This is a genomic window from Pseudomonas nitroreducens, assembly GCF_014204515.1.
Lineage (GTDB): Bacteria > Pseudomonadota > Gammaproteobacteria > Pseudomonadales > Pseudomonadaceae > Pseudomonas > Pseudomonas nitritireducens_A.
In genome coordinates this window covers 301,786-322,318 of sequence record NZ_JACHLI010000001.1, presented here as the reverse complement: position 1 = coordinate 322,318, position 20,533 = coordinate 301,786, and the positions used below count along the sequence as shown (strand labels likewise).

The window sequence follows — 20,533 nt, the reverse complement described above, 5'->3', positions numbered from 1 at the left end:
GCAGTGCGATGTCGACCGAATACTCCGCCGTAGCCGTGAATTTCCTCCGGGAAATCGGCCTTACCCTCGTGGAAGTGCCCAGCATCCCCAATGCCAGCTTCCTGGAGGACGTCCGCGTGGTTGAGGGCACCCTGCACTACCTTGCTAGCGCCAAGGCCTGCAACCTCCTTCATGAGGCCGGTCATGTGGCCATCGTGCCGGCTAAGTACCGTCATCTCATGAACGATGATGTCGAGGTCGGCGTAAAAGCCATGTTCCAGCAGATGGAAATAGACCATGTAATGCCTGGTACGCCTGAATTCCAGGCTGGCCTTCAGGTTTCCGAAGCTGAGGCGTCCGCATGGTCGTGGGCGGCCGGGCTGGCCGCTGGCATCCCTGAGGAGCTGATCATTGAAGACTGGTGCTTTGAGGGCGAAGGTGCGCTCCAACGAACTCGCTTTCTGTCGAACATGCATTACGGGGTGAATGGCCTGGCCACCGCAGGCTTCTGCCGCACCCGCGAGACTGACCTTCGCCCTGGTGTCGTCTTCCCCGAGCTCAACTTCTGGCTGCAGAAATGAACAGCACATACCTGATCCAGGTGGTCGACTTCCTAACTTCCATTGGCCTTGAGGTTCGTCGGGTAGCTGAAGCCGACGGCTTCATCGAGGATGTCCGCATCACCGAGGGCCGCCTGGAGATCACCGACCACTGCTCGCCGACCAACTTGCTTCACGAAGCCGGCCACCTTGCTGTTGTGCCCGCCCGCTTCCGCCACCTGATGAGCGACGACATCGACTTCGGCACCCGCGAGATGCTCGACATCATCAAAGCGGAGGGCCATGGCCCGGACAGTTTCGAATGGCGCTCTGTTGCTCAGGCCAGCGAGATGGAGGCTGTCTGCTGGCAGTGGGCCGCCGGCCAGGCCATTGGCCTTCCGGAAGAGCTGATCATCCTCGACGAGGACTACGAAGGCATCGGGCGCGAAGTACGCGCCCAGCTCATCACCAAGACGCACCCCGGCATCAAAGGCCTGGCGCACGCCGACTTCTGCAAGCCGCGCGCTGATCTCCCCTGGCCGGGCAAGCCCTACCCCGAACTCAACTACTGGCTGCAGCGGTAGGGCAACAGCCTTCCTCTTTGCAAACAAACCAATATCAAGGATGCCCAGGCATGAAGTACACCGGAGTAGACGTTCTGAAGGATGCGGCGGTGCAACTTTCGGAACAAACCAGAGGCCAGCACTCTCCGTTCGCGTTCCTGGAAGCCCTGACCGAGCCCTCGCCCCACAGCAGCAAGCCGGCCGGCAACTGCGGCCCCATGGAGTTGGCCGAGCAGTGGCTCGACTTCGCCAGGAAAGGCCAGCTCGTAACCTTCATCAAGCACGCCAAACTCGCCGGTCTCAACCTCTACGAAGAAGCGACGGTATGGCTGGCCATCGACGAGCTGATGACCCTGCAGGTCATCCCATTCTGCTCGACCGAGCATTGGCTGAATGCCGCCAAGCAGTTCCAGGGCCCTTTGCCGATCAACAACACGCTCTACGATTGGCTCCAGGCCGCCCGCGCGGGTAAGCTGGAGGTACGCAAGGAGTTCGATGAACACGGGCTCCACCTCTACCCCAAGGCAAAGACATGAAACCCCTATTGAGCCACGCCAAGTACCAAGAAATCAGGGCACACGTGGCTCGTTATGGTCTGTCAATCTCTGGGGGGTGTGCAGCACATGAGAGAAACCCGGTAACTCACACCATCGGGCTCACAAAGCTTGGGCTGCCGGAATTCATTCTCATTGGCCTTCGCTCTGAGATGGTTTCTCCATTCATGAACCAGTTCTACACAGAGGTTAGAATGGGGGTAAAGCCGGCATCGGCGCGGATCGACAACGACTACTTTAACCTTCCCTTGGCCATGATTGAATGCTCAACAGAGCATGCAAGACCCTTCGGAGGGCGTGCTTTCGAGTACGCAAAGCTGGAAGGCCTGCCAGAGCCGCGTTTCCTCCAGTGGGTCTGGTCGGACGAAAAGGGACTATTCCCCTGGCAACGCGGCTTCAACCCCACAATGCTCGACCGCCAACCCATCCTTTGTTCGAACCCGGCCGAGCAGCTCAGCCTTCGCCTGGTGAAGAATGATGTTGATCCGGGCCTCGCGATGTAGGCCCTTCCTCCCCTTGCATTTGAGGCCTCATGACGACCATCTACGACTTGCGCGACCGTTTGGAAAATGAAGACCTCCTGATCATGGAGGGCCACAAGGGAAAACAGTCCCACGACTGCTCGTACACCCTGGGGATGATCAAGTTTGGCCTGCCGGAGATCATCAAAGTCGGCATGGACAGCAACTTCGACTGGCACATCACTGGGAATCTCATGCTGCAGCTGAAAGATAAGTTCCGAGCCGACCCGACCAAGGTGAAGCCCCAGCTGATCGAGGACGTTATCCTGCGTCCTCTGGTGCTCATTGAGGCCGATGCCGACCTGGTAGAGCCTTTCGCCAAGGCTGCCTTCGTCTACGCCCAGATCACCGAGCGGCCGGCGCCGTGTTTCATGCAGATTCTCTGGACTGATGAGGATGGCCGCCTCCCATGGGCAGACGGCTTCAAGCCTCTTCCGTTCGAGCAGCTGGTTCTGTGCCGCAACCCGGCCGCGCAGTTCCCGGCCTAAAGCATGACCGACGTCCTTCCCTTCCCCGACAAGCCTCGACTGCATAACAACCAGGTGCAGAAGAACCAGGCCGAGCGCAAGAAGCTTGCCGACTGGCTACGGTCGTTGGCCCAGCACATCGAGGGGAATGAGACGGAGCACGAGCCTTTGGCGATCCTGCTGGCGCTTTCGAGCCACCAGGGCGATGAAGTGCTACACGTCGGCTACGCCGGCAACGACAAAGTCAGCCTGATGGAGGCTGGCGCTGCCATCCACCGGCATACCAACTTCAGCAGCTTCAAGCGTCGGGGCGGTAACTTCTACGACCGCCGGAAGAAGTAGCCCTCAGTTCCCGCAAAGCCCTCAAGAACTAGCTGCTGCTTCGGCAGCCAGAACAGGGATGTCCGTCCTCAGGTGCTCCTGGGCACCCTGCTCCAGGGCCCTGGCCAATCCGGAGCCTTGCGGCGTGATCATGAAGTGCCCAAGCCCCATGAACTCCACGTCCTCGAAGGCGGAACCGGCGGTCATCACCAGGGACGGCTTCTGAATCTCGCACAGAGCGAGTTCCAAGCGCTCGTCATGGAAGCCCACCTCATCGCCGTTGATCATCCCCAAGAGCCGCTGTGCGGCCGCGCCCTTGTTCACGTACTCGGGCAGCAGGCTAAACAGGAAGTCCTGCTCGAAGTACCTGAAAGGCACCGGAGCACGGTTCATGACGTTGTAGATGGCGCCGCGCAGCTTGGCGACCAACTCCTGGTCTCTGGACAACCGCGCCCAGACCATGAAATCCCGCGCCTGGAAGGTCACGTACATCTTCGTGGCGCCGCAGCCGGGCAGACGCTCATTGCTTATGCGGGTCTTGAACTCCGTGATCTTGGGTACGGCCTTGAGGATCTCGAACATCAACTCGGTGCCGGTGGTATCCAGCACCTTCTGGTAGGACTCAGCCTGCAGGGCGTAGTAATGGCTCCACAGCTCAATGACCTCCCAGGAGTAGCTACGCTGGGTGTCGCGGTACAGCAGAGTCATACCGTGATTCACCAGGGCCAGCTGATGGCGCTGTAGGGCGTTCCAGCCGGTCACCAGGCGCATCTGCTCGACGTCGCGTGCCGTCACGGGGATGCAGTTGGAGAAGTGGCGGATGCCATCCCATAGCTCTGCCTGCGCCTCGGTGGCCAGGCCCTGCACGCAACCGTCACTCCACTCTGACATGGGGTGAATGCCTGCCTGGTCGGCGTTCTTAGTCTGGAACAGGGTTCCGTCCAGATCAGTGAGGAACAGAGCTCGGGAGAATCTACGCACGCGCTACCCCTGTGTATGGGCACTGGTTACGAAGGGCACTCAGCCTGGCAGTGAGCCGGCTGGTGTACGACCCGGTTTTCCTGGACTCGTGAAGACTGCTCTCGTACAGGTGACACAGCTCATCCCAGTAGTACAGGGTGAGGTACATGCAGGGCGCCACGTTCACGATGTGCTGGAAGTGGTTCCTCAACGACGGACAGGCCTCGACGAGCCTGTAGCAGTCCCTGAAGTCAATGAAATCCCGTGGGGCTTGGAAGTCCCCCAGGTGCGCGCCCAGTACGATGGAAGCCATGGTTAGGCCAGGTTTCGTGGGAATACCACGGGACAGCCATCCGGCGACGGCTGCAGTTTCTTGGGGAGTGATCATTTCGGGCGTGTACCTCAGAACACGGAAAATCATATCGGTGCTTTTCAATTTCCTCAATATTGAGAGGGCGCCGCCGGTCAACATTTCTTTGCCCAGGTCGGTTGAATTGGCCCTAGCTCATTGACATCCTCAAGCCCATAAGAGGGTTTGAGATGTTCGTGTATTTGCCCCCCAAGAAGATCACCGGATCAGGTGGCCTGAATGCTTCCGTGACGCACCGCCTGGGCTCTGCAGCCAAGATCACGCGGGAGACGCCCCATGTCCTTGATATCGAGGATGCCGGCGGCACCACATTCCAGATCAGGGTGCCGCACCACCAGTACACCCGGATTTTTGTAGACAAACTCATCCTGGCTTTCCGCTTCCATCCTGAGTGGCGGGAGAACTACCGTGATTTCAGGAACGAGTTGCCGGCTGTAGAGCTGGCTAACCCCGACGGCACCGTCTGCTGCGCCGATCCGAAGCTGGCCAACTACGCCAAGGCTCTGATCAACGCCGGCCACTGCCCGGTAGAGCTATTCCTGGGTGATGACCACCCTACCGGCCGCCCTCCTCGTCTTCGCTTCAAAGGCGAGGCCCCGGCCGAGTTCATGGCCGCCGGCCTGGGCGCCGACTGGATCACCATTGAAGGCGAGCTGGCGCCGGCACCACTGAACGGCTGGAACCGCCTGCTGCGGCAGAACTTCTTGCTGCTTCTCGATGACTGGTCTGTGGGTGAGCTGGACACCACCGGGGCGCGCTACGCCGTGCGCCGCGAGCCGCTCCCTCACCTGGCGCCGCTGCCGGCGCTGTCGAGCCAGGCCAAGCGCGAGCATCAGCGCCAAGTGGCTCAGCGCACCAGCAAGGCCAACAAGAAAGGCATGACGGCCAGCTTCGATGACATGGTGAAGCTGCGCAGTGGTCGAGACAAATACACCAACATGCGCCTCCCTGCCCTCAGAACGGCCCTGGAAGGCGATTCCGCCCTCCGGGAGCTGGAGAGCATGTACCTCGATCCTGCAGAGCTCCAGCGGGCCCTGCGCTGGCGCCTGCGTGGCCTGGACATCCCGGTGATCGCCAGGAAGCTCGAGGTCGACCAGGTGCTGGAGTCCCGTTTCAACAGACCACCTAGCGAGGAGTCCGCAGCATGAAACATGTTGTTCGACATTCGCTTAATGGTTTGAGTGAGTGCACCCCGGTTCTTACCGGGGGCCGGCTCTTGACGGCTGGGCACGCCCAGGCCCACACAGCTCCACCCGCCCGGCGCGGCGACAGCCTGCCGGCGACCAGCTCCACACGCCTTTCAGCTCCCCATACCCCTTCCATACAGCTCTTCCCCTCCCCGACTTACCGAGGTCTCTGCCATGAATGAACTGATCAAGGCCAAGGAAAAGCTGGCCGAATACAGGCTAAGAACAGCTGCGCTGCTGCTCGTGACGTTCTCCCTCTTCTGGGGATTCACTGAGACGGAGAAAGGCGATACAGCCTGTCTGGTGGCCATGCTGGGCTTCTTCGTCTTCGCCTACATGACTGCCCGCTCTTACGATCTGGTCGGTTCAAAAGCTATTGAGGTGTCCCACCTAAGAGCCAAAGAAAGAGCGAGGGAGATGCTCAAAGAGCTGGTAACCACCGTCGGTGATCGCACCTGGGTCGGCGCCGACCTTGTTGTAGCCCGCGAATACGACATCAATGACGGGAACGTCCACTTCGTGTGCTGGAACACAGAAGGAGCCTGGTGCGTGGTGACCGCGCACTTCAGCATCCACCAGAAGCTGATCAGGCTGACCCTGGAGCCGATCTCCGAGAAGTGTGGGAACGACATGGCGGCCGGCGGGAAACTATCCATAAGTCAGAAGTAGTTGCTGGCGGCATTAAGCCGCCAGCTAAAACTCATTTGGATATGCAGGTGACTGCATATTGAATAGTAACAGGTGGTCTGTGCTTACCACCTGGGTTAGTAACAGGCGGAAACGCAACCTTTTCATTCAAATATTGAATTGGCGTGTGATTTGTCCAATTAGCTCTCATAGTAAGATCACCTGTTTCTGGAGCGAGACCGCCATGAGGCGTGATATTCTCCAGGATCGCCCCTTCATTCAGCGCAGCGTATTGCTCCGGGCAAGTAATTACTTTCTTTGGCAGTACACCGCCAGGATAAAGCGTGCCGAACTCCCTTAAAACAATCGGAGCCCTCTTCCCAACAGGCGTACCCTCTAGAGCTCTATTAAGTGACTTCCTCAGGTCATCAATTGTTGCTTTGTCCTTAGAAATTACGCTGCTGAACCCTGGAATATCGACTGCCTTTGTAATTCCAGCAGTCGTAGCAACTACAAATTTGATTGACTCCATGGGCGGCTTTTTGCATGACAGCAGCACTTCCGTCTCTTCGCCCATGGAAACTCTCTCGCCGGGCTTAATGGGCCGTCCATTAAGCAGACATGAGACAGACTTCGGAGTGATCGAGGTGATCTCCACTGGCTTCGCCTTTTCGATTGCAGTCTTCAATCTCGCTGAAAACTCAGACATATCATCCTGAAGATCAACATAAACGGTCGCGCCAGACTTAAAGTTTTCAGCATATATCTTGTAACATGTGTTAAATGCATTAACCAACGAATCACTTACCGTTTGGGAGCTGAGTGTGAATCGGTCATAGTTCTTGTCGTAATACAAGGCACTGCTACAGGCCTTCTCATAATTCTCTTCGAACTTTTGATTTTTTTCGCTCTCGCTCCCTGAAAGACCAAGAATTGCATCCCCTACTGGAACATCAACACCAAAGCTTTGCGACTTACTTTTGAAGTCTTTATAATCTGAGTACTTCTCTTTACACAAAGTGTCATGCATAAGCTTTCTTGCGTCTGACTCAGAGAACAAACTTATGCCATTTCTAACGCCATTATTCACCAGCAGGTCACAAGAGGCCTCTAACTCCTGAGCGTGAGCAACTACATGAAGCAAGCACAAAGCGAGTATCGCAATAAACTTGTTCATTCCTTTGACCCTTTGCAGTTTTTTGTAGTGACAGCTTCAGCAGTATAGGTCGTGCTGGCCACCACGGTGCCAGCACCCAAGGAAGCCTAAGGCCACCGATGACCGAGAGCCTCTTTTATGGAACTATTGCAGGAACGACGTCCGCAGAGATCGGCCGATGACCATCCCATCACGCAAGCTGGTGGCGCACACCTACGCGCCGCTCGGGCCCGTACAGCACAACGAGAAGCTGCAGAGCCCCTGCCTGAGTAGCGCCCTGGGCGGCAACTGTCTGTGCGGGCTCTGCGAGCCCGGCAAGGTCACCAGCCAGCACGGGGTTGGCCCTGAGGCCATCATCATCGGTGAACAGCTGGCGCCGGCCGGCGCCGACGACATCCAGTTCGGCACCTACTCCCCCACCGAGATCGAGCAGTACTGCATCCAGCGCCTGATGGTCACCAACGGCTGCTACGACGCCAGGAACTACATCGACGCATCCAGTGGCGGCCGCTTCGGCTTCATCTTCGAGAACGAGCGAAAGATGCTCTACGAGGTGGGGAGGATGCTCAGCCAGCCAAACGATGCCGCCAAGGTTCTCTACACGCTGGGCCTTGAGTACGGATACCTGGGAGAGGATCTGCGCAAGTGCTCCAGGCTGCAGGTCGAGACACGCCGTGTGGCTGACGTGCTACCCCCGAACAACCTCACCATGCTCAAGCGCAGCACCTTCTACGCCTACCCCATCCGCAATGACGAGATCATCGGCGTGCTCTACCAGGGTGAAGTCCTGGTCGACGGCCGGCAGCGCGTGGCCTACTGCGTAAACCATGAGTGCCTGCTGGCCGAGCGCCGGTTCATCGTACTCAGCGCGGTGTAACTCAGAAGAGCGACAGCTGATCCTCTTCCGGCGCGGCTGGCGCCGGCCGCTGGGCAATCTCATGCATCAGCTTGGTGTTGGACATGTCCGCCGCCGGGTTGAGCGCGGCGCGCGCGGCTTCGAAGTGGGCCAGAATCCACTCGTTGTCATCCGGTTCGATGACGCGTCCGCTGTAGACGTAGTAGTGCGTCAGCGGGAGGCAGCTTTCGGCGAGCTGGCGCATGATCTCAGGATGAGCTTCAAGCTTCGCAGCCAGGCCCATGCAGAGCATCGCACGGAACTCAGCCGGTGGTATCTTCTCTTGCGGCACCTGCCGCCCCAATTTTTTGGCCTCAAAACCATGAAGGCTCCTGAGTCTTGTGTCCTTGCTCTTGAGCCAGTACCAGAGCCCCTCAATGGACTCGAAGTGCCCGAGCTCCGGGTGATCGATGGGCGTGTGGGCGAAGTTTGAGAGCTGCTGCCCAAGCCACGTCCGGGCCTGGCTGTACACGTTGATGTGCGTGACACCATCCTGGGCGGGGTCGAGGGCAAAAGTGCGCATGGCTGGAGTCTCCTTTTCCCAAGAATATCGCAGCAGAAGGCCTTTTCGGAGAGGCTTTACGCTTGACGCTCCTGCAATTTCCTATATATTCGCACTCGTCCCACCAACCCGCTTTCAATGAGTACGTCATGAACAAACTGATCATCGCCCTGGCTGCCGCCCTGTCCGTCGCTTTCCTGGCCGGCTGCAAAGACAAAGAACAAGCCGCCGCTACCCCGGCTGCCGCCACCACCACCGAAGCTGCTGCTCCTGCTGCCCCGGCTGCTGCTGAAGCCGCCGCCCCGGCCGCTGCTGCCGCCACCGAAGCCGCTGCTCCGGCAGTAGAAGCTCCGAAGGCCGAAGAAGCCAAAACCGCTGAAGCTGCTCCGGCTGCCGAAGCCACCCAAGCTGCCAAATAAGGCGCCTGGGTAATGGGGAAGCCCGCCTTTGGCGGGCTTTTTCATTTTCTCTGATATTGCACGCCATCCCCTTCAAGAGGACAGCCTGATGCAGTTCGACCGCGACATCCACCCTTCCGGCAAGGGCAAATACGCCCTCATCAACCTCCGCAAGCTTCCCGGTGCCATGTTGACGCCACACGACGTCATCCAGGCACTGCAGGATCACCCCGAGGCCATCGAGTTCGGCCAGGTCGGTTCCCAGGACGAGTTCATGCTGATCAAGCTGCGCGACGCGCATGCCGGCCCCATGCTCGAGGCTTACGCCAATTCCCTGGAGAAGGATGATCCCGAGTTCGCTCAGGCCGTGCGCGAAATGTTGTCCCGCGCTGGCACCAACAGCCCCTTCTGCAAGAAGCCTGACTGACGTCGGGGCTGGCGCCCCGCCCTATCAAGGAGAACAACATGGCTCACAACCCCATCGACGCTGCCAAGATCATTCTTCAGAAGACCTGGGATGCGGCGCTTCCCGTCGACCCTGAAGCCCTGTCCAAGCGCATGAAGGTGGTCGCCAAGACCAAGCCGGGCGTGCAACCGACAAAGCACCAGATCACCTATCGACAGGCGCACAAGGTCAAAGCCAACTCGCCCTGCTGCGTGACGTACTTCGATCACAAGACCGACAGCTACATCTGCGAGTGGAACCCTACTGAAAGCCTGGAGAACCGCCGCCTGGCGTTCGCCATCAGCATGGGCCACCTGGTGCTGGGCCACATCACCAAAGACAGCCTGCCCAAAGAGATCTCGGGCTTCCTCTCCAACGATGACACCCCAGAAGACGCGGCTGCCCAGGCCTTTGGCCTGGAGCTGATGATGCCAGGGGCCTTCGTGGAAGATCAGTTCGGCGTCACCCGTGAGCCAAGGGAGCTGGCGCCGCTCTTTGGCGTGAGCCTCGCCGGCATCAACCTGCGCCTGTCGCAGTTGGGCCTGGTATAAGCGACCCAGAAACAAGAAGCCCGGCACGCGCCGGGCTTTTTCATTCTGCCGCTCAAAAGTGTCTCAGGCTCTTTCGATGGCAAGACACCTGTACCTGGTTGGATTTCTGTCCACCTGGTAATGCCCGGTGGCCTCCAGGACGTCTACCAGTTTCTCGTGGCCAAGGTGCTTGGGATTGACGGGATGGTGCTTAGAGAGCCAAAAGCTGATCTCCCCAACGCTCCTCCAACCTTCCCCGGTGTCCTTGGAGTTATCATACCCACTCCTGAACGCCTGGATAGTCTTTGCCTCGGCCCTACATTTCGCATCAGACCAGCGCCGGGTGTTCCTGGGAGGCTTGGCGCTGATCGTAATAAACCTGTTGCAAGCGCCCCTATAGGCCCGCGCCGAAGATTCAGTTCCAATACCAAGGACACGCTTTCCCTTCTCCCGGAGACGCAAGACCAAGGGGGTAAAATCGCAATCTGAGGAGATGATGCAGAAGATGTCTATGGGATTGGTGTAAATACAATCGATGGCGTCAACGACCAACCCCATGTCTGAGGCGTTCTTCCCTTTTGCAATGGTTGGCATCTGCACCGGCTTGATACCGAATTCCTGCAGGGCGCCCTTCCAGCAGTCCATATTGGACTGGGCCCAATTTCCATAGGCACGGCTAATGGTGATGACGCCGACGCGAGCCAGGCGCTCGTAGATTCTGTCCATCCACCCAAAGTGGATGTTCTCCGCATCGATGAACACCGCAATGTTCGGCTTTCTTGAGCACATGATCCGCGTCCTTCGCGTATGTGGCCGGCGGCGCCGGCAGTTTCTAATTGTGGAACCGGGTCAGCCCGACGACCTTGCGCGCTGTGTTAACCAGGTGCTTCACCTGCTCCGGCGTAAGCCGTGATACGGCCCAGATCGTCTTGAAGGCGTCGTGCAGCTCAAGCAGGTCGAGATAGGCGTCTGTTTCTCTCTCCAGTACAGGCTTCACCGCGACAACACCGCCTGGCTGCACCAGGAGGTTGATGGCGTCGCAAAGCTCCCGGCTGCGCCCAGGCGTGGGCGTTGCTGTGTACGGCTTGATGGATAGCCCGTGCTGGGAGAGCAGCTCCTCGGCACGCTGGCGCTCCTTCTGGTGGCTACGCTGCATGAGATGGAAGACACCGTAGGAAAGCAGCGCCCCAACAGAAATGCCAAGAAGGAAGACCGGGAGCAGCCAGCTCAAGCGTAGAGCTGCCGCAGGCGGCCCAGAACGGCCGGCCAGACCATCGCCCAGTAGGCGACCTCTTCCTCGGTCGGGCGCATCACCACGCACGTCTCTGGAGCGATCCAGATGTGTTGGTAGCGCAGGAACTCCTGCAGCTCCAGAACCCCGGCGTCATCGTACTGGGCCAGGAGCAGCTCCAGTGCGGACGTGTACTGGTCGACGTCGATCTCCCCTGCCTCGAACAACCCATCCAGAGCGCGGTGGTACGCGTCCAGGGTCGGGGTGGGATCGATCTCATGGATCGGGAGGTTGCTCAGACAACGGCTGGCCAGACTTCTTCCATCCTGGACGCCGAAATTGATGATGTGGTGCTTTCCAAGCTCGCTGGCGCTGAAACGCACTTCACGAGCAGACTCCGCGCCGGCTACCTGAATGGTCACCTCGTCCGGGTTGCGCAGGATAGACAGCCTGAACTCGTGAACGGATCCGCCATTCGTCACCAGCCTGCACGTCTGGCCGAACGCCTCGGACTTCTTGTAGACCACCTGGAGAGCCATAGCAACAACGTCATTAAGCGGAAAATTGAAGTATTGCCAATTTCAAGGTAATTGTCCATCGAAGGACTGGGGCAGGAAAAGAAACCGGCCCTCTCGGGCCGGCTCCTGGGTTTGCACTCAAATATCGTCCATCGGGAAGTGCTCGCCCCACTCCTTGGTTGGCGGCTGTTGCAGCGGACGCGTTACCCACATCACCTGGTGCCTGAGGCCTAGGGGCTGCTTCTCTGGAACCGTGATGCCACCGTCGGTGAAGCAGATAATCGGGCACTTGAAGCCGGACTGGGTTTTCTTCATGTCGGCCCAGATGTACTCGAATGCCGGCGTGAAGTCTGAGCCCGCCCCGCCTTGGGCGTCGAACTGCCTTTCACGAATCTCCTTCAGCGCTTCCCTGGTGTTCAGCACTCGGCTAACGCCGGCATCACACATGACCACCTTGATCTCGAGCTTCTTCGAGGTCGCCAGGGATTGGATCAGACCGAGAGCCAACTGAATCGACTTGGCGTCCTCTGGGTTCTTCATCGAGCCGGAGGTGTCCATCAAGATGTAGATGAACGCATCATCCTTCAGCTTGCCCGGCTTGATGCCCATCAGCGGCATGAAGGTGTTGCGTTTGTCTGGAACACAGCGGCTGCTTCGCGTCGGACGTCCATACTTGCCCACTTCACGCTTGATGTTCTGCGTGAAGGTCGGTTTCGGGTGAATGATCGTGGTGATCAAGTCTCTTGCGTGACCCGGCATGGAACCCCAGCCTCTCCCCCCATTCTCCTCCCTGTCCGCCTGAACAGCCTTTTGAAGCATGCTTTTGTTGCGCTGCTCAGTCTCCTTAGGCGTCTCATTCTTGAAAGGATTCCCTGGGATGTCATCACAGTCCATGGTGATGTCACCATCGAACTCGTCCCCATCTTCACCCAACACCTTACGCATGGCCTCGTCAAAGGCACCGCGCGACATCGGGTCGGTGCCCGATGCCATGTCACTGTCGATGCCCTCCATGCCGTTGCCTTGGCCCGTCAGGGCGTCGGTGATAGCGGTAGAGAGGTTCTCCAGAGCATCAGTCGCGTTCTCCAGAGCGTCGCTCTCAGAGATCGGGCCGTCGCCTTCGCCGCCGCCAGAGCGCTGCGCAGGTTGGCCGGAAGGATCAGTCGGTTCACCGCCATTACCACCTGCAGCCGGATCTTCGCCAAGCTCTCCACCATTTCCATCCAGATCAGAGTCGTAGCCTTCACCAGGTTCTCTGTCGCCGTCGCCTGGCTCTACGCCGCCCTGCCCTTGGCCTGTACCGTTCTGGCCAGGCTCCTGGCCTTTGCCCGGCTTCTGCCCAGCTTTACCTTGCTGATCACCGTCCTGACCTGGCTCTTCTCCATCGGCGCCGTGATCGGCACCCTCCTGGTCATCAGACAGGTCATCGAACAAGTCTCCCGTTTCACCACGGGCACGCTGAGGCTTGCCCTGCTCCCCTTTCTCACCGGGCGCGCCCATGCCTTCACTCTCGGAAGAGCCGTCGTTGCCATTCTCGGCTTCTTCGCCAGGTTGGTTGCCATCGCCAGGTTCGGTTCCATCTCCCGGCTCGCCGTCGGCATTTTTGCCTTCGGCACCGTCACCCTGCTCAGGCTGGTTCCCGTCACCATTTTCTGGGCTTTCTTCTTTACCCTGTTCAGGCTCGCTGGAATCGTCCTGACCTGGGTTGTTCCCTTTGCTCTGGGGTTCGTCGCTTTCCTGGCCAGGCTGATCCGGGCCGGCCATGTCATTTTGATCCTCTGGCTCTTCCTGGGTAGCGCGGTAGACGTAGTCCTTCACCAACTGATCGAGGGTGTTGGAATACGCTTCCAGGTGCTGCTCGCGCGTGGTGCCGTTCGGAACCTTGTCGTACTCGCTGGCAATACGACGCTCCTCGGCAGCCATGTAGTCCTTGAACGACTCAATGGCCTTGGCAGACAGCTCCTTGAGCAGCCTGTCCTGACGAGGCTCTTTCGCCTCTGCCTCATAGCCAGCAGAAGCACCTCTACCCTGTGGCTGACGCGCACCATACATCGGTTCTGGCAGGGACTCTCCATTGACGACGGGAGCGCCATGGGCGTCGTAATGGTGCTCGTTGCCATAAGTCATTCCCAGGGAGCCATTACCATCCCGGATAGCATCCGTGAGCTCTGTCAGCTCACGCTGGTTCCTCTCAATGCGCTCCAGCGCGGCGTCACGACGGGCAGTGCCAGCCTTTTCGCGCAGACGGCCATTGAACTTCTCCAGAAGCTTGTGCCCCTCACGCATAGAGTTGCGCAGCTCTTTCTGAATGTGGCGCAGCCTCTCGTACTCGGCTTTACGCTCCGGGTCGGCCAGAATTTTCTTGCGTTCTTCCTCGATCTCCTTGGCTTTCTTCTGAACGGCTCCGTACAGCTCCAGGTAAACCGCCTCACCAGACCATCCGGCCCACTCCGCCTTATGGAGAGCGCCCTTAGGCTTCTGGATCTTCAGGGACTTAACCGTGCCATCCATCTTGCTGTAGTTCATGTTGGCAGACATGCTCAGGATAATGTCGTTGATGACATAGTCATGAGCCTTGTTGGCCATCACATGGTTGAGGCCGGAGAAGCGCTGCCAGAAGTCCAGGGCGGGGTGCAGAGCCTCGTGAATCATCACGAACAGCAGCTCGCCCGTGGAGAGGGACTTCATGAAGGTTTCGTTGTAGACCATCACCCCTTTCGGGGAGACAGCTGCCGTGGGCACCGACTCGGTGTGCCCGGCGATGTACATGTTCTGTGTCATGTAGGCGAGGAACGGAGAGTACTGGCGCAACGTGTAGAGAAGGAGCGACAGCTTCTTCTTGAACTCTGGATCGCTCTCAGCCATGACAGGCTTGAACGTCTTCATGTTCTTCACGTTTGGAATTGCAGAGCTCATCGCAACCTCACCGACAGATACAGCTTCATGACCCATTTTGGCACGTGAGAAAACCGCCGGGCCATCCTTTATCGACAAAATGCACTGGAACCCGTTGTTCGACGTTCGCCTAATTTATTGAGTGAGGCCCCGCCGTGTTGTTCGACGTTCGCCTATAGATCTGAGTGATGAGCCCTTAGCACTTGCCCACACAGCCCATACATCCTCCCCATACCCCTCCCATACAGATCTTCCCTGCCGGCACCGCCGGCCAACGCTCTTGATCCAACGCATTTGTTCACAAATTGATCACCCAGACCTGCTCTTCCATTCCTGGGCATGGCCTGGCGTTAGCGGTCGGATAACCTCCACGCACGTCAGCATGCAAATGCAGCCGACAGCGAAAGCAGATCTACCACAGAATAAAGCCATGAAAGCCTCGAGAAGCGAAAAGCAATGGGGCAGGAAAAGGCGAAAAGAAAAGCCCGAAGCAGGAGCCTCGGGCTTTCTTGGTACCTGATGAATCACTTCATCAGTTCGTTCATCTCCCTGACGTCCGACATCAACTTGACGAAGCCAGAGGTAATCAGCTTCTGCGGAATCTCACCTTTTCTCTCGCCATTGAAGGTGTAGCGTGAGATTTGAGCGGTGAACGCGTCGCCGTTTTGCCCTGTGATTTTGATCACTTCTTGCAGCATTCCGCGTGCAGCATAGGCTCCCAGCTCCTGCTCGTTGGTCATGATGTACGCAATAGCCATCGAGAAGTCAGTTGCGAGCTTTCTCATCGCCTCGCCAGCCGCCGCCGTCTTGCCGAGCGCGCTGATCTCCTTCCAACGAGCCATGGCGTAGTTTTTAACCATGTCGGCAACGCAGTAAACGGCACCTTTGTTGTTGCGCTCGCTTTGCGGAAGATCGTCCCAGACTTCTGGGGTTTGCATCAACGTTTCGGCGGTCGGGTACTTGTCCAGAGTGCCAAACCAGGTATCCAGCGCTTCGCGAGTTCTCTCCCCCAGGTTCGCAGCGAAGAAGTCTCCCCTTTCTGGGAAAATGACGTTGCCTTCATAATTATCAAGGCCACCACGGCTAGGCAGGTCATTGGCAATGGCAGTCCAGTCTCGCGGGGTTGCTCCACGCATGTTCTCGTCGAAGCTGCCAGGTTGCTTTTCGATGCTTGGGCACCAGTAATCTTCCTGGTTATTGATGAGGAAGCCCATCAGCCTGGCGTCCATGTTCTTATTGCACTCAAGCTTCTGCCATGCCTTGAAGTTCGGACGCATGTTGACCAGCATCGAACGGGTCATCAGAGCCTGGTTCCACTCGACGGCGCTGCAGCCATGGCCGATGCCGTTACCGGTCATAGCCACAAGCACGTTCTTGCCGAGCTTGTGCTTGCCAATACGGCCGAACTGCACGATCTCCAGGATCGCGGACTGAAGCGATGGATCGCCGAGGGTCACGTCGTCGAAGAGCAGAATGCCGTAGTTATCGCCGATGTTCTCTTCGAGCAACGGGATGATCTGCTGCTCGATCAGCGGCTGCTCTAGGATGATTTCACCATCCACTTCCTTCGGCACCAGGTAGATACCGAACTCATCGGCACGGCGAGAAGCCATCGGCAGACGCACGAAGGCAGCAATCTGCTTTGCGCCCTGGTGATCCATGCCGGCGAGCTGCATGATCTGGTGGGTCTTACCGATGCCGGGCGGGCCAGTGAAAATCAGGCCACGGAAACGACCGTTCTCAGCCCTTGTCACCGCCTCAATCGGGTGCTTGCCAATAACGGGGTAAATCGTCTGCCTGAGGTTCTTGTGCTGCCCGGCGATGAGAATCGCATCGTCTGGGAGCTGGTCTTCAGGAACCTGGCGGGAAACCTCCAGGTTTTTGTCGATGGTCGCTTGTGCGGCTGCGCTCATAGAGCTTTTCCTCTTACCACTTGCTTCGATGCACTCGAAGGCAAGTTCCAAGTGCTTATATGAACAACTTAGCAATGGAGAAAGAGGCGTTGCACTACCTATTTACGGCTAGTCGCGCTGCGCGCTGAAGAGCGCGCTCCCGCCAGCCGGAGCACCAATCAGATCACCCCTTTGAGTCGGGTTTTGGCGCTCTGATAGATCCGGTTTTGGCGGGAGAAAGCCATCTGGTCGACGACGCAGAACTGGATTTCGAGGAAATTGCGCTCTTCCCGGTGCGGAAAGCCCCATGGATCAACCCATTCGACCATGAAGGTCATGTGGCTGTCCTGGCGCGACGCGGGAAGGACGTCGGTCACAATGCCTGCAGGCGTGTAGACGGTGCGGTGGCCTTGTCGGTTGATCAGCTCTGTGGGTCTACGGTCGCTGAAGCACAACCTCAGCATCTCCTTGGGCACCCCAGCCTGCTTGGCTTTGATGTCAAAAACCCTGTCGATCCGAGCCTGCTGATGGGTAGCCCAATCGCTGGCAAACTCATCGGCACCGAACAATTTTTCCCGCGTTACGCTACCTACCATTGGCTTGCGTCCTCATCCTGAATAGGCGAAGTCTGCCAAAGTAGCTGTCGGGCGTCAAATTACGCCTTGTTCTCCATTACCGCTTATATGCATTAGTCAATAAATTGATTCTTCCTCATGACTGAGTTAGTTTTTCCGCATAACTATAAGATGGTCAGAAAATGCAGATCACATTCAGTCCGTATCAGCTTGATCCGAACGCTCGCCATAAAGTGTTCAAAGACCGTATGGAAAGCAAAATGGAGGTTCTTCTGCGCGACGAGTGCATTCTCGACAGCGACGGAATTAACCGGGTATTGCCGCAGCTCTACTCGATCTGGATGAACGGCCACCGTGGCTTCAGCAGCAGCATGCAGTTTCCGAACAACGGCGTCCCGGAGGCGATAGAAGAGCTGAAGGCCAGCAACACGGTGATCATCGACGCGGCTTCGGGCATTGTGATGCACGTGCTTGAGACGATGCTTTCCGCTGCAGCTCGAGAGCTGGCAGCCCTGGACGAGAGACTTCACCGTCGACCCAGGCATTAAGGGGACACTCCCCTCGAGCTAGTCCGGCTAACGCCGCGAAGTTGCGCCCTCATCCGGTTCCAGCTCACGTGTGCATATGTCAATGCCGCAAGTGCCACCAGGACACAGCCAGCGAGGACTAGCCTCGCTGTAGTCGTGCTGAAAATCAGCACCGAAGTTGCCACCGCCGTGCCCAGGGCCACCGCTGCCCAGCAGAGGGTGATCGCCCAGAGCCGGCGCGCATCGATCCGGTGGATGTGCTGGTGCCGTCTTACGCGTCTCGTCCCCATCATGGTGACTCGGGCCGCGCTGCCGGCATCACGCATTGGTGGTGTTCCCCTTGAGGACGAACATCGCCAACGCTGCGATGCTCCACAAGCTGCTGGCCATGATGAAGATCTGGGAGAGCGGCGTCTGGAAGATCTCTGCGAAGAGGCAGATGACGTCGGCAAAGAGCGAGGTGAGGATGAAGCATGTGAGGGTGGCATGCCGGCCGGACATCCACATCTGGAAGTAGACGCCCAGCAAGATCAACGTCATCAGCAAGGATGAGTCGCTGTTACCCAGCTCTCGATATGCCACCGAGATCAGAATATCCAACCCACCCAACATGGCGAAGAGCACGCCAGACCCACGCTCCAAGCCTCTGCCGTTATGCTTGAACGTCATGAAGAGCCACGTGTGATGCCAGTAGGCCTTAAGGAAATGGCCGAGCGCTTCACGCATGGAGCGCAGCCCCCTGCCCTTGCTGGTGACGGGCCACAACGTGGAGGTTGGCCAGAGGAATGTCGCGGCGGCAGATGGCGGTGCCAACCAGCTCGACACTCGCCTCCCAGGTGCGGCCACTCTCCGACCAGCGTTTCCAGACGGACACGTTGTCCAGGTTCTCTTCACTGTGGAGCCGGCGCACCACCGGCATGTCCGGGCGCTCGATGGAGCGCAAATCCGGATCCATCGCAGCGCCGATGACTTCGACATCCACCTCAACAACGACCAGCTCCTGGCCGTTGGCCAGACCCGATTCGGTCTGCATGTCCACCAGGGACTTGGAATACAGGGCCATGCCGGACGGCAGGCTCTTGTCGTCGGACAAGCTGGCGAAGTATTCGCTCGGCAGCACCTGGTACAGCGTTTTCATACCCAACCCCTTATAGCTGCTTTGCAGAAGTGCGATTGTCCCCGAGGGAGGCCTGGGCCTCAGCCGGCAGGATCACCATGCCAACAGGGACGTGCACTTTACGGGCCGCGAGGCCGCTGCGCAGGTGTTGCTCAGGCATGACCGGGAAGTACAGCGGGTTCGGCAACCCAGCTACGCGAGCGACGAGAAGGGGCTTGCCGATAGCGGTTGGGTGCAGGCTGACGCTTTCCAGGATCATGACTGTGCCTCTGAGACGTGATTCCGGCGCTCATGAAGCGAGCGAATCGCATGATTGCCGGGGCCTAAAATTCGGCGGAATTATACATAAATTGACAGGATGGCAAAGCGAATTTACAGCTAATTGCGGAGGGGAAAGTCAAGAGATTTCAGCCGCTTGAGGGTGGATATAATTGCGCATAGCGACACATTTGCCTTGTATTTAGAGACCCTACGCGTACAATGGCATGACCACCAGATACTACAGGAACGTGTAGCATGTCTTCGACCTACCAGCCCCACCAGGTAACCGATCACGCCGGCAATGCAGCCGTCTGGTTGATCAACCCGTACCTCACTGACTGCTTTGGCGACTACCTCGAAGAGCACATCTCGCCCGAGCTGAAGAGCATCATCGAGGCCGGCAGCCTCAAGGCTCTGATTCAGCTGCAATGCGGCACCGACTCCTTCATCTCCTACAAGGACGGCGAAGCCGGCGTACTCTATTGCTTCGCCTACGACAGCGCAGAGCGTCACAGCGAAGCACTGAGCGCCGAATACGCGGCCACCCTTCCCTCGCGTGAAGCGATGCTCAAGACCCTCGCCGAAGCGATCACCCGACTCAGCGCGGAGTTCCCGGCCGTGCACTTCGCCCTGCCCCCGGATGACGTGAATGAGGGCGTCCCGACCATTTGGGCATTCGTCGGCGAAGGTCGAATGGATCGAGACGGCTGCAAGGCCCTCTTCCAGGCTCTCTGCAAGGTGTAACGAACAGGCCGGGCGAATGCCCGGCCTTTCCTTATCCCTCACGCTCTGTGGCGCCGCAGGCATAAAAAAAGCCGCATCCGAAGATGCGGCTTACGCGAGGTAGTGAAGGATATCGGTCTATCACTACGGCTGACCTGCCGGTGAGGACGGGTCGAAATGGAGCGGGCGACGAGAATCGAACTCGCGACATCCACCTTGGGAAGGTGGCGCTCTACCAGCTGAGCTACACCCGCGTATTTGGAGCGGCCTGAGGGGTTCGAACCCTCGACCCTCTGCTTGGAAGGCAGAAGCTCTACCACTGAGCTAAGACCGCGTATGGATCGTCGTGCTGGCACTCCCGGCAGGACTCGAACCTGCGACCATCCGCTTAGAAGGCGGATGCTCTATCCATCTGAGCTACGGAAGCTCTGTGCACGCAACGCTTTGAATCTTAAGGCTGCATTGACGAATCGTCAATCTCTGCAAGCAGGACGGGGGCCTTGGCCCCCGTCTCGCTCAGCCCGGCATGTGAACGCTATTGGCAGGCTTCGCAGTCCGGGTTGTCGATGCTGCACGCCTGCGGAACGGCTTCGGCTTGGGTGCCAGCCAGGAAGTCTTTTTCCTGGTCGGCGGAATCTTCTGCGTCGTCCCAGGACATGGCCGGGGCCGGCTGGCTCAGTTGTTGCTCGCTCATGATCTTCTCCTCACGGTGTGAGTATTCACTGTACAGGGGCAGAAGAAGCCGCCGCAACCAAGGTTGCCGGCTCGCCTTTCCATCCC

The 20,533-nt window shown here is 58.3% G+C and carries 27 protein-coding genes and 3 tRNA genes; 14 read left to right on the top strand and 16 right to left on the bottom strand.

The annotated features are described in order from the left end of the window. Positions 1-8 precede the first annotated feature (8 nt). Genes HNP46_RS01965 through HNP46_RS01940 form a run of 6 tightly spaced genes read left to right on the top strand, consistent with a single transcriptional unit; the run spans position 9 to position 2,965 of the window. Positions 9-560, top strand: a complete 552-nt coding sequence (locus tag HNP46_RS01965) for a hypothetical protein (RefSeq protein ID WP_184585829.1) — start codon at positions 9-11, stop codon at positions 558-560. Then, entirely contained in the window at positions 557-1,102 is a 546-nt protein-coding gene (locus HNP46_RS01960) for a hypothetical protein (protein WP_184585828.1), read from the top strand. Before HNP46_RS01965 ends, HNP46_RS01960 begins: the two co-directional genes overlap by 4 nt. Positions 1,103-1,152: 50 nt before the next feature. Further along, complete coding sequence (locus tag HNP46_RS01955; protein WP_184585827.1) at positions 1,153-1,617, top strand: hypothetical protein; 465 nt, start codon at positions 1,153-1,155, stop codon at positions 1,615-1,617. Further along, the gene (locus tag HNP46_RS01950; protein WP_184585826.1) at positions 1,614-2,138 is read left to right on the top strand and encodes a DUF4262 domain-containing protein; all 525 of its coding nucleotides are present in this window, start codon (positions 1,614-1,616) and stop codon (positions 2,136-2,138) included. The genes HNP46_RS01955 and HNP46_RS01950 overlap by 4 nt, the downstream gene beginning before the upstream one ends. 29 nt (positions 2,139-2,167) lie before the next feature. Then, positions 2,168-2,644 (top strand): DUF4262 domain-containing protein, encoded by a 477-nt coding sequence (locus tag HNP46_RS01945; protein WP_184585825.1) that lies wholly within the window; start codon positions 2,168-2,170, stop codon positions 2,642-2,644. Between the two features lie 3 nt (positions 2,645-2,647). Next, on the top strand, positions 2,648-2,965 hold the full coding sequence (locus tag HNP46_RS01940; RefSeq protein WP_184585824.1) for a hypothetical protein: 318 nt from the start codon (positions 2,648-2,650) through the stop codon (positions 2,963-2,965). 21 nt (positions 2,966-2,986) lie between these two features. Here the strand turns inward: HNP46_RS01940 and HNP46_RS01935 are convergent, their stop codons facing one another. Then, entirely contained in the window at positions 2,987-3,835 is an 849-nt protein-coding gene (locus tag HNP46_RS01935; RefSeq protein ID WP_184585823.1) for a hypothetical protein, read from the bottom strand. Between the two features lie 615 nt (positions 3,836-4,450). Between HNP46_RS01935 and HNP46_RS01930 the strand changes: the two genes are divergently transcribed. Continuing rightward, positions 4,451-5,422, top strand: coding sequence for a hypothetical protein (locus tag HNP46_RS01930; RefSeq protein ID WP_221454562.1), 972 nt, complete (start codon positions 4,451-4,453; stop codon positions 5,420-5,422). A gap of 213 nt (positions 5,423-5,635) precedes the next feature. Beyond that, the gene (locus tag HNP46_RS01925; RefSeq protein WP_184585821.1) at positions 5,636-6,130 is read left to right on the top strand and encodes a hypothetical protein; all 495 of its coding nucleotides are present in this window, start codon (positions 5,636-5,638) and stop codon (positions 6,128-6,130) included. Between the two features lie 31 nt (positions 6,131-6,161). On the opposite strand, the gene HNP46_RS01920 is transcribed toward HNP46_RS01925, so the two are convergent. Beyond that, the gene (locus tag HNP46_RS01920; RefSeq protein WP_184585820.1) at positions 6,162-7,265 is read right to left on the bottom strand and encodes a hypothetical protein; all 1,104 of its coding nucleotides are present in this window, start codon (positions 7,263-7,265) and stop codon (positions 6,162-6,164) included. A 157-nt stretch (positions 7,266-7,422) separates the two neighbouring features. Here HNP46_RS01920 and HNP46_RS01915 point away from each other — a divergent pair, with 157 nt between their 5' ends. Then, positions 7,423-8,121 carry a hypothetical protein gene (locus tag HNP46_RS01915; protein WP_184585819.1) on the top strand — a complete coding sequence of 233 codons (699 nt, stop codon included), beginning with the start codon at positions 7,423-7,425 and terminating at the stop codon, positions 8,119-8,121. A 1-nt stretch (position 8,122) separates the two neighbouring features. Here the strand turns inward: HNP46_RS01915 and HNP46_RS01910 are convergent, their stop codons facing one another. Beyond that, a complete protein-coding gene (locus tag HNP46_RS01910) occupies positions 8,123-8,662 on the bottom strand; it encodes a hypothetical protein (RefSeq protein ID WP_184585818.1) in 540 nt (179 codons plus the stop codon). A gap of 128 nt (positions 8,663-8,790) precedes the next feature. Between HNP46_RS01910 and HNP46_RS01905 the strand changes: the two genes are divergently transcribed. The 3 genes from HNP46_RS01905 (at position 8,791) to HNP46_RS01895 (ending at position 10,035) form a co-directional block, all read left to right on the top strand. After that, positions 8,791-9,060, top strand: coding sequence for a hypothetical protein (locus tag HNP46_RS01905; protein ID WP_184585817.1), 270 nt, complete (start codon positions 8,791-8,793; stop codon positions 9,058-9,060). An 88-nt stretch (positions 9,061-9,148) separates the two neighbouring features. Continuing rightward, positions 9,149-9,466 carry a hypothetical protein gene (locus tag HNP46_RS01900; RefSeq protein WP_184585816.1) on the top strand — a complete coding sequence of 106 codons (318 nt, stop codon included), beginning with the start codon at positions 9,149-9,151 and terminating at the stop codon, positions 9,464-9,466. Between the two features lie 38 nt (positions 9,467-9,504). Further along, the gene (locus tag HNP46_RS01895; protein WP_184585815.1) at positions 9,505-10,035 is read left to right on the top strand and encodes an ImmA/IrrE family metallo-endopeptidase; all 531 of its coding nucleotides are present in this window, start codon (positions 9,505-9,507) and stop codon (positions 10,033-10,035) included. 63 nt (positions 10,036-10,098) lie between these two features. Here HNP46_RS01895 and HNP46_RS01890 read toward each other — a convergent pair whose 3' ends face one another. From HNP46_RS01890 to HNP46_RS01865, 6 genes are all read right to left on the bottom strand, one after another. Further along, positions 10,099-10,803, bottom strand: a complete 705-nt coding sequence (locus tag HNP46_RS01890; RefSeq protein WP_184585814.1) for an NYN domain-containing protein — start codon at positions 10,801-10,803, stop codon at positions 10,099-10,101. A gap of 43 nt (positions 10,804-10,846) precedes the next feature. Further along, complete coding sequence (locus HNP46_RS01885) at positions 10,847-11,245, bottom strand: hypothetical protein (RefSeq protein ID WP_184585813.1); 399 nt, start codon at positions 11,243-11,245, stop codon at positions 10,847-10,849. Further along, positions 11,242-11,784: a hypothetical protein gene (locus tag HNP46_RS01880; protein WP_184585812.1), complete on the bottom strand. Its 543-nt coding sequence runs from the start codon at positions 11,782-11,784 to the stop codon at positions 11,242-11,244. Before HNP46_RS01880 ends, HNP46_RS01885 begins: the two co-directional genes overlap by 4 nt. A gap of 117 nt (positions 11,785-11,901) precedes the next feature. Further along, entirely contained in the window at positions 11,902-14,679 is a 2,778-nt protein-coding gene (locus tag HNP46_RS01875; RefSeq protein WP_184585811.1) for a DUF2201 family putative metallopeptidase, read from the bottom strand. A gap of 503 nt (positions 14,680-15,182) precedes the next feature. Further along, positions 15,183-16,571, bottom strand: coding sequence for an ATP-binding protein (locus HNP46_RS01870; RefSeq protein ID WP_184585810.1), 1,389 nt, complete (start codon positions 16,569-16,571; stop codon positions 15,183-15,185). Positions 16,572-16,729: 158 nt separating this feature from the next. Continuing rightward, complete coding sequence (locus tag HNP46_RS01865; RefSeq protein ID WP_184585809.1) at positions 16,730-17,146, bottom strand: hypothetical protein; 417 nt, start codon at positions 17,144-17,146, stop codon at positions 16,730-16,732. Between the two features lie 161 nt (positions 17,147-17,307). Between HNP46_RS01865 and HNP46_RS01860 the strand changes: the two genes are divergently transcribed. Then, positions 17,308-17,673: a hypothetical protein gene (locus HNP46_RS01860; RefSeq protein WP_184585808.1), complete on the top strand. Its 366-nt coding sequence runs from the start codon at positions 17,308-17,310 to the stop codon at positions 17,671-17,673. Between the two features lie 297 nt (positions 17,674-17,970). Here the strand turns inward: HNP46_RS01860 and HNP46_RS01855 are convergent, their stop codons facing one another. From HNP46_RS01855 to HNP46_RS01845, 3 genes are read right to left on the bottom strand one after another with little or no spacing between them, the layout of a single operon-like run. Further along, the gene (locus HNP46_RS01855) at positions 17,971-18,378 is read right to left on the bottom strand and encodes a hypothetical protein (protein ID WP_184585807.1); all 408 of its coding nucleotides are present in this window, start codon (positions 18,376-18,378) and stop codon (positions 17,971-17,973) included. Continuing rightward, a complete protein-coding gene (locus HNP46_RS01850; protein ID WP_184585806.1) occupies positions 18,371-18,790 on the bottom strand; it encodes a hypothetical protein in 420 nt (139 codons plus the stop codon). Before HNP46_RS01850 ends, HNP46_RS01855 begins: the two co-directional genes overlap by 8 nt. Before the next feature lie 10 nt (positions 18,791-18,800). Beyond that, on the bottom strand, positions 18,801-19,028 hold the full coding sequence (locus HNP46_RS01845; RefSeq protein ID WP_184585805.1) for a hypothetical protein: 228 nt from the start codon (positions 19,026-19,028) through the stop codon (positions 18,801-18,803). Between the two features lie 257 nt (positions 19,029-19,285). Here HNP46_RS01845 and HNP46_RS01840 point away from each other — a divergent pair, with 257 nt between their 5' ends. Then, complete coding sequence (locus HNP46_RS01840) at positions 19,286-19,774, top strand: hypothetical protein (RefSeq protein WP_184585804.1); 489 nt, start codon at positions 19,286-19,288, stop codon at positions 19,772-19,774. A 157-nt stretch (positions 19,775-19,931) separates the two neighbouring features. Here the strand turns inward: HNP46_RS01840 and HNP46_RS01835 are convergent. The 4 genes from HNP46_RS01835 to HNP46_RS01820 all read right to left on the bottom strand — a co-directional run bounded on the left by HNP46_RS01835 (position 19,932) and on the right by HNP46_RS01820 (position 20,447). After that, positions 19,932-20,007, bottom strand: a tRNA-Gly gene (locus HNP46_RS01835). 5 nt (positions 20,008-20,012) lie between these two features. Next, a tRNA-Gly gene (locus tag HNP46_RS01830) sits at positions 20,013-20,087 on the bottom strand. A gap of 16 nt (positions 20,088-20,103) precedes the next feature. Next, positions 20,104-20,180: transfer RNA gene (locus HNP46_RS01825), tRNA-Arg, on the bottom strand. Positions 20,181-20,288: 108 nt separating this feature from the next. Continuing rightward, complete coding sequence (locus tag HNP46_RS01820; protein ID WP_184585803.1) at positions 20,289-20,447, bottom strand: hypothetical protein; 159 nt, start codon at positions 20,445-20,447, stop codon at positions 20,289-20,291. Between the last annotated feature and the right edge of the window lie 86 nt (positions 20,448-20,533).

Bases quoted from the DNA above. Each gene is read 5' to 3' on its own strand.
- HNP46_RS01925 (WP_184585821.1), top strand. From the start codon at position 5,636: ATGAATGAACTGATCAAGGCCAAGGAAAAGCTGGCCGAATACAGGCTA.
- HNP46_RS01945 (WP_184585825.1), top strand. From the start codon at position 2,168: ATGACGACCATCTACGACTTGCGCGACCGTTTGGAAAATGAAGACCTC.
- HNP46_RS01915 (WP_184585819.1), top strand. From the start codon at position 7,423: ATGACCATCCCATCACGCAAGCTGGTGGCGCACACCTACGCGCCGCTC.
- HNP46_RS01905 (WP_184585817.1), top strand. From the start codon at position 8,791: ATGAACAAACTGATCATCGCCCTGGCTGCCGCCCTGTCCGTCGCTTTC.
- HNP46_RS01865 (WP_184585809.1), bottom strand. From the start codon at position 17,146: ATGGTAGGTAGCGTAACGCGGGAAAAATTGTTCGGTGCCGATGAGTTT.
- HNP46_RS01935 (WP_184585823.1), bottom strand. From the start codon at position 3,835: ATGTCAGAGTGGAGTGACGGTTGCGTGCAGGGCCTGGCCACCGAGGCG.
- HNP46_RS01920 (WP_184585820.1), bottom strand. From the start codon at position 7,265: ATGAACAAGTTTATTGCGATACTCGCTTTGTGCTTGCTTCATGTAGTT.
- HNP46_RS01890 (WP_184585814.1), bottom strand. From the start codon at position 10,803: ATGTGCTCAAGAAAGCCGAACATTGCGGTGTTCATCGATGCGGAGAAC.
- HNP46_RS01965 (WP_184585829.1), top strand. From the start codon at position 9: ATGTCGACCGAATACTCCGCCGTAGCCGTGAATTTCCTCCGGGAAATC.
- HNP46_RS01940 (WP_184585824.1), top strand. From the start codon at position 2,648: ATGACCGACGTCCTTCCCTTCCCCGACAAGCCTCGACTGCATAACAAC.
- HNP46_RS01840 (WP_184585804.1), top strand. From the start codon at position 19,286: ATGTCTTCGACCTACCAGCCCCACCAGGTAACCGATCACGCCGGCAAT.
- HNP46_RS01955 (WP_184585827.1), top strand. From the start codon at position 1,153: ATGAAGTACACCGGAGTAGACGTTCTGAAGGATGCGGCGGTGCAACTT.
- HNP46_RS01910 (WP_184585818.1), bottom strand. From the start codon at position 8,662: ATGCGCACTTTTGCCCTCGACCCCGCCCAGGATGGTGTCACGCACATC.
- HNP46_RS01860 (WP_184585808.1), top strand. From the start codon at position 17,308: ATGCAGATCACATTCAGTCCGTATCAGCTTGATCCGAACGCTCGCCAT.
- HNP46_RS01960 (WP_184585828.1), top strand. From the start codon at position 557: ATGAACAGCACATACCTGATCCAGGTGGTCGACTTCCTAACTTCCATT.
- HNP46_RS01870 (WP_184585810.1), bottom strand. From the start codon at position 16,571: ATGAGCGCAGCCGCACAAGCGACCATCGACAAAAACCTGGAGGTTTCC.
- HNP46_RS01900 (WP_184585816.1), top strand. From the start codon at position 9,149: ATGCAGTTCGACCGCGACATCCACCCTTCCGGCAAGGGCAAATACGCC.
- HNP46_RS01820 (WP_184585803.1), bottom strand. From the start codon at position 20,447: ATGAGCGAGCAACAACTGAGCCAGCCGGCCCCGGCCATGTCCTGGGAC.
- HNP46_RS01845 (WP_184585805.1), bottom strand. From the start codon at position 19,028: ATGATCCTGGAAAGCGTCAGCCTGCACCCAACCGCTATCGGCAAGCCC.
- HNP46_RS01855 (WP_184585807.1), bottom strand. From the start codon at position 18,378: ATGCGTGAAGCGCTCGGCCATTTCCTTAAGGCCTACTGGCATCACACG.
- HNP46_RS01950 (WP_184585826.1), top strand. From the start codon at position 1,614: ATGAAACCCCTATTGAGCCACGCCAAGTACCAAGAAATCAGGGCACAC.
- HNP46_RS01880 (WP_184585812.1), bottom strand. From the start codon at position 11,784: ATGGCTCTCCAGGTGGTCTACAAGAAGTCCGAGGCGTTCGGCCAGACG.
- HNP46_RS01875 (WP_184585811.1), bottom strand. From the start codon at position 14,679: ATGAGCTCTGCAATTCCAAACGTGAAGAACATGAAGACGTTCAAGCCT.
- HNP46_RS01850 (WP_184585806.1), bottom strand. From the start codon at position 18,790: ATGAAAACGCTGTACCAGGTGCTGCCGAGCGAATACTTCGCCAGCTTG.
- HNP46_RS01895 (WP_184585815.1), top strand. From the start codon at position 9,505: ATGGCTCACAACCCCATCGACGCTGCCAAGATCATTCTTCAGAAGACC.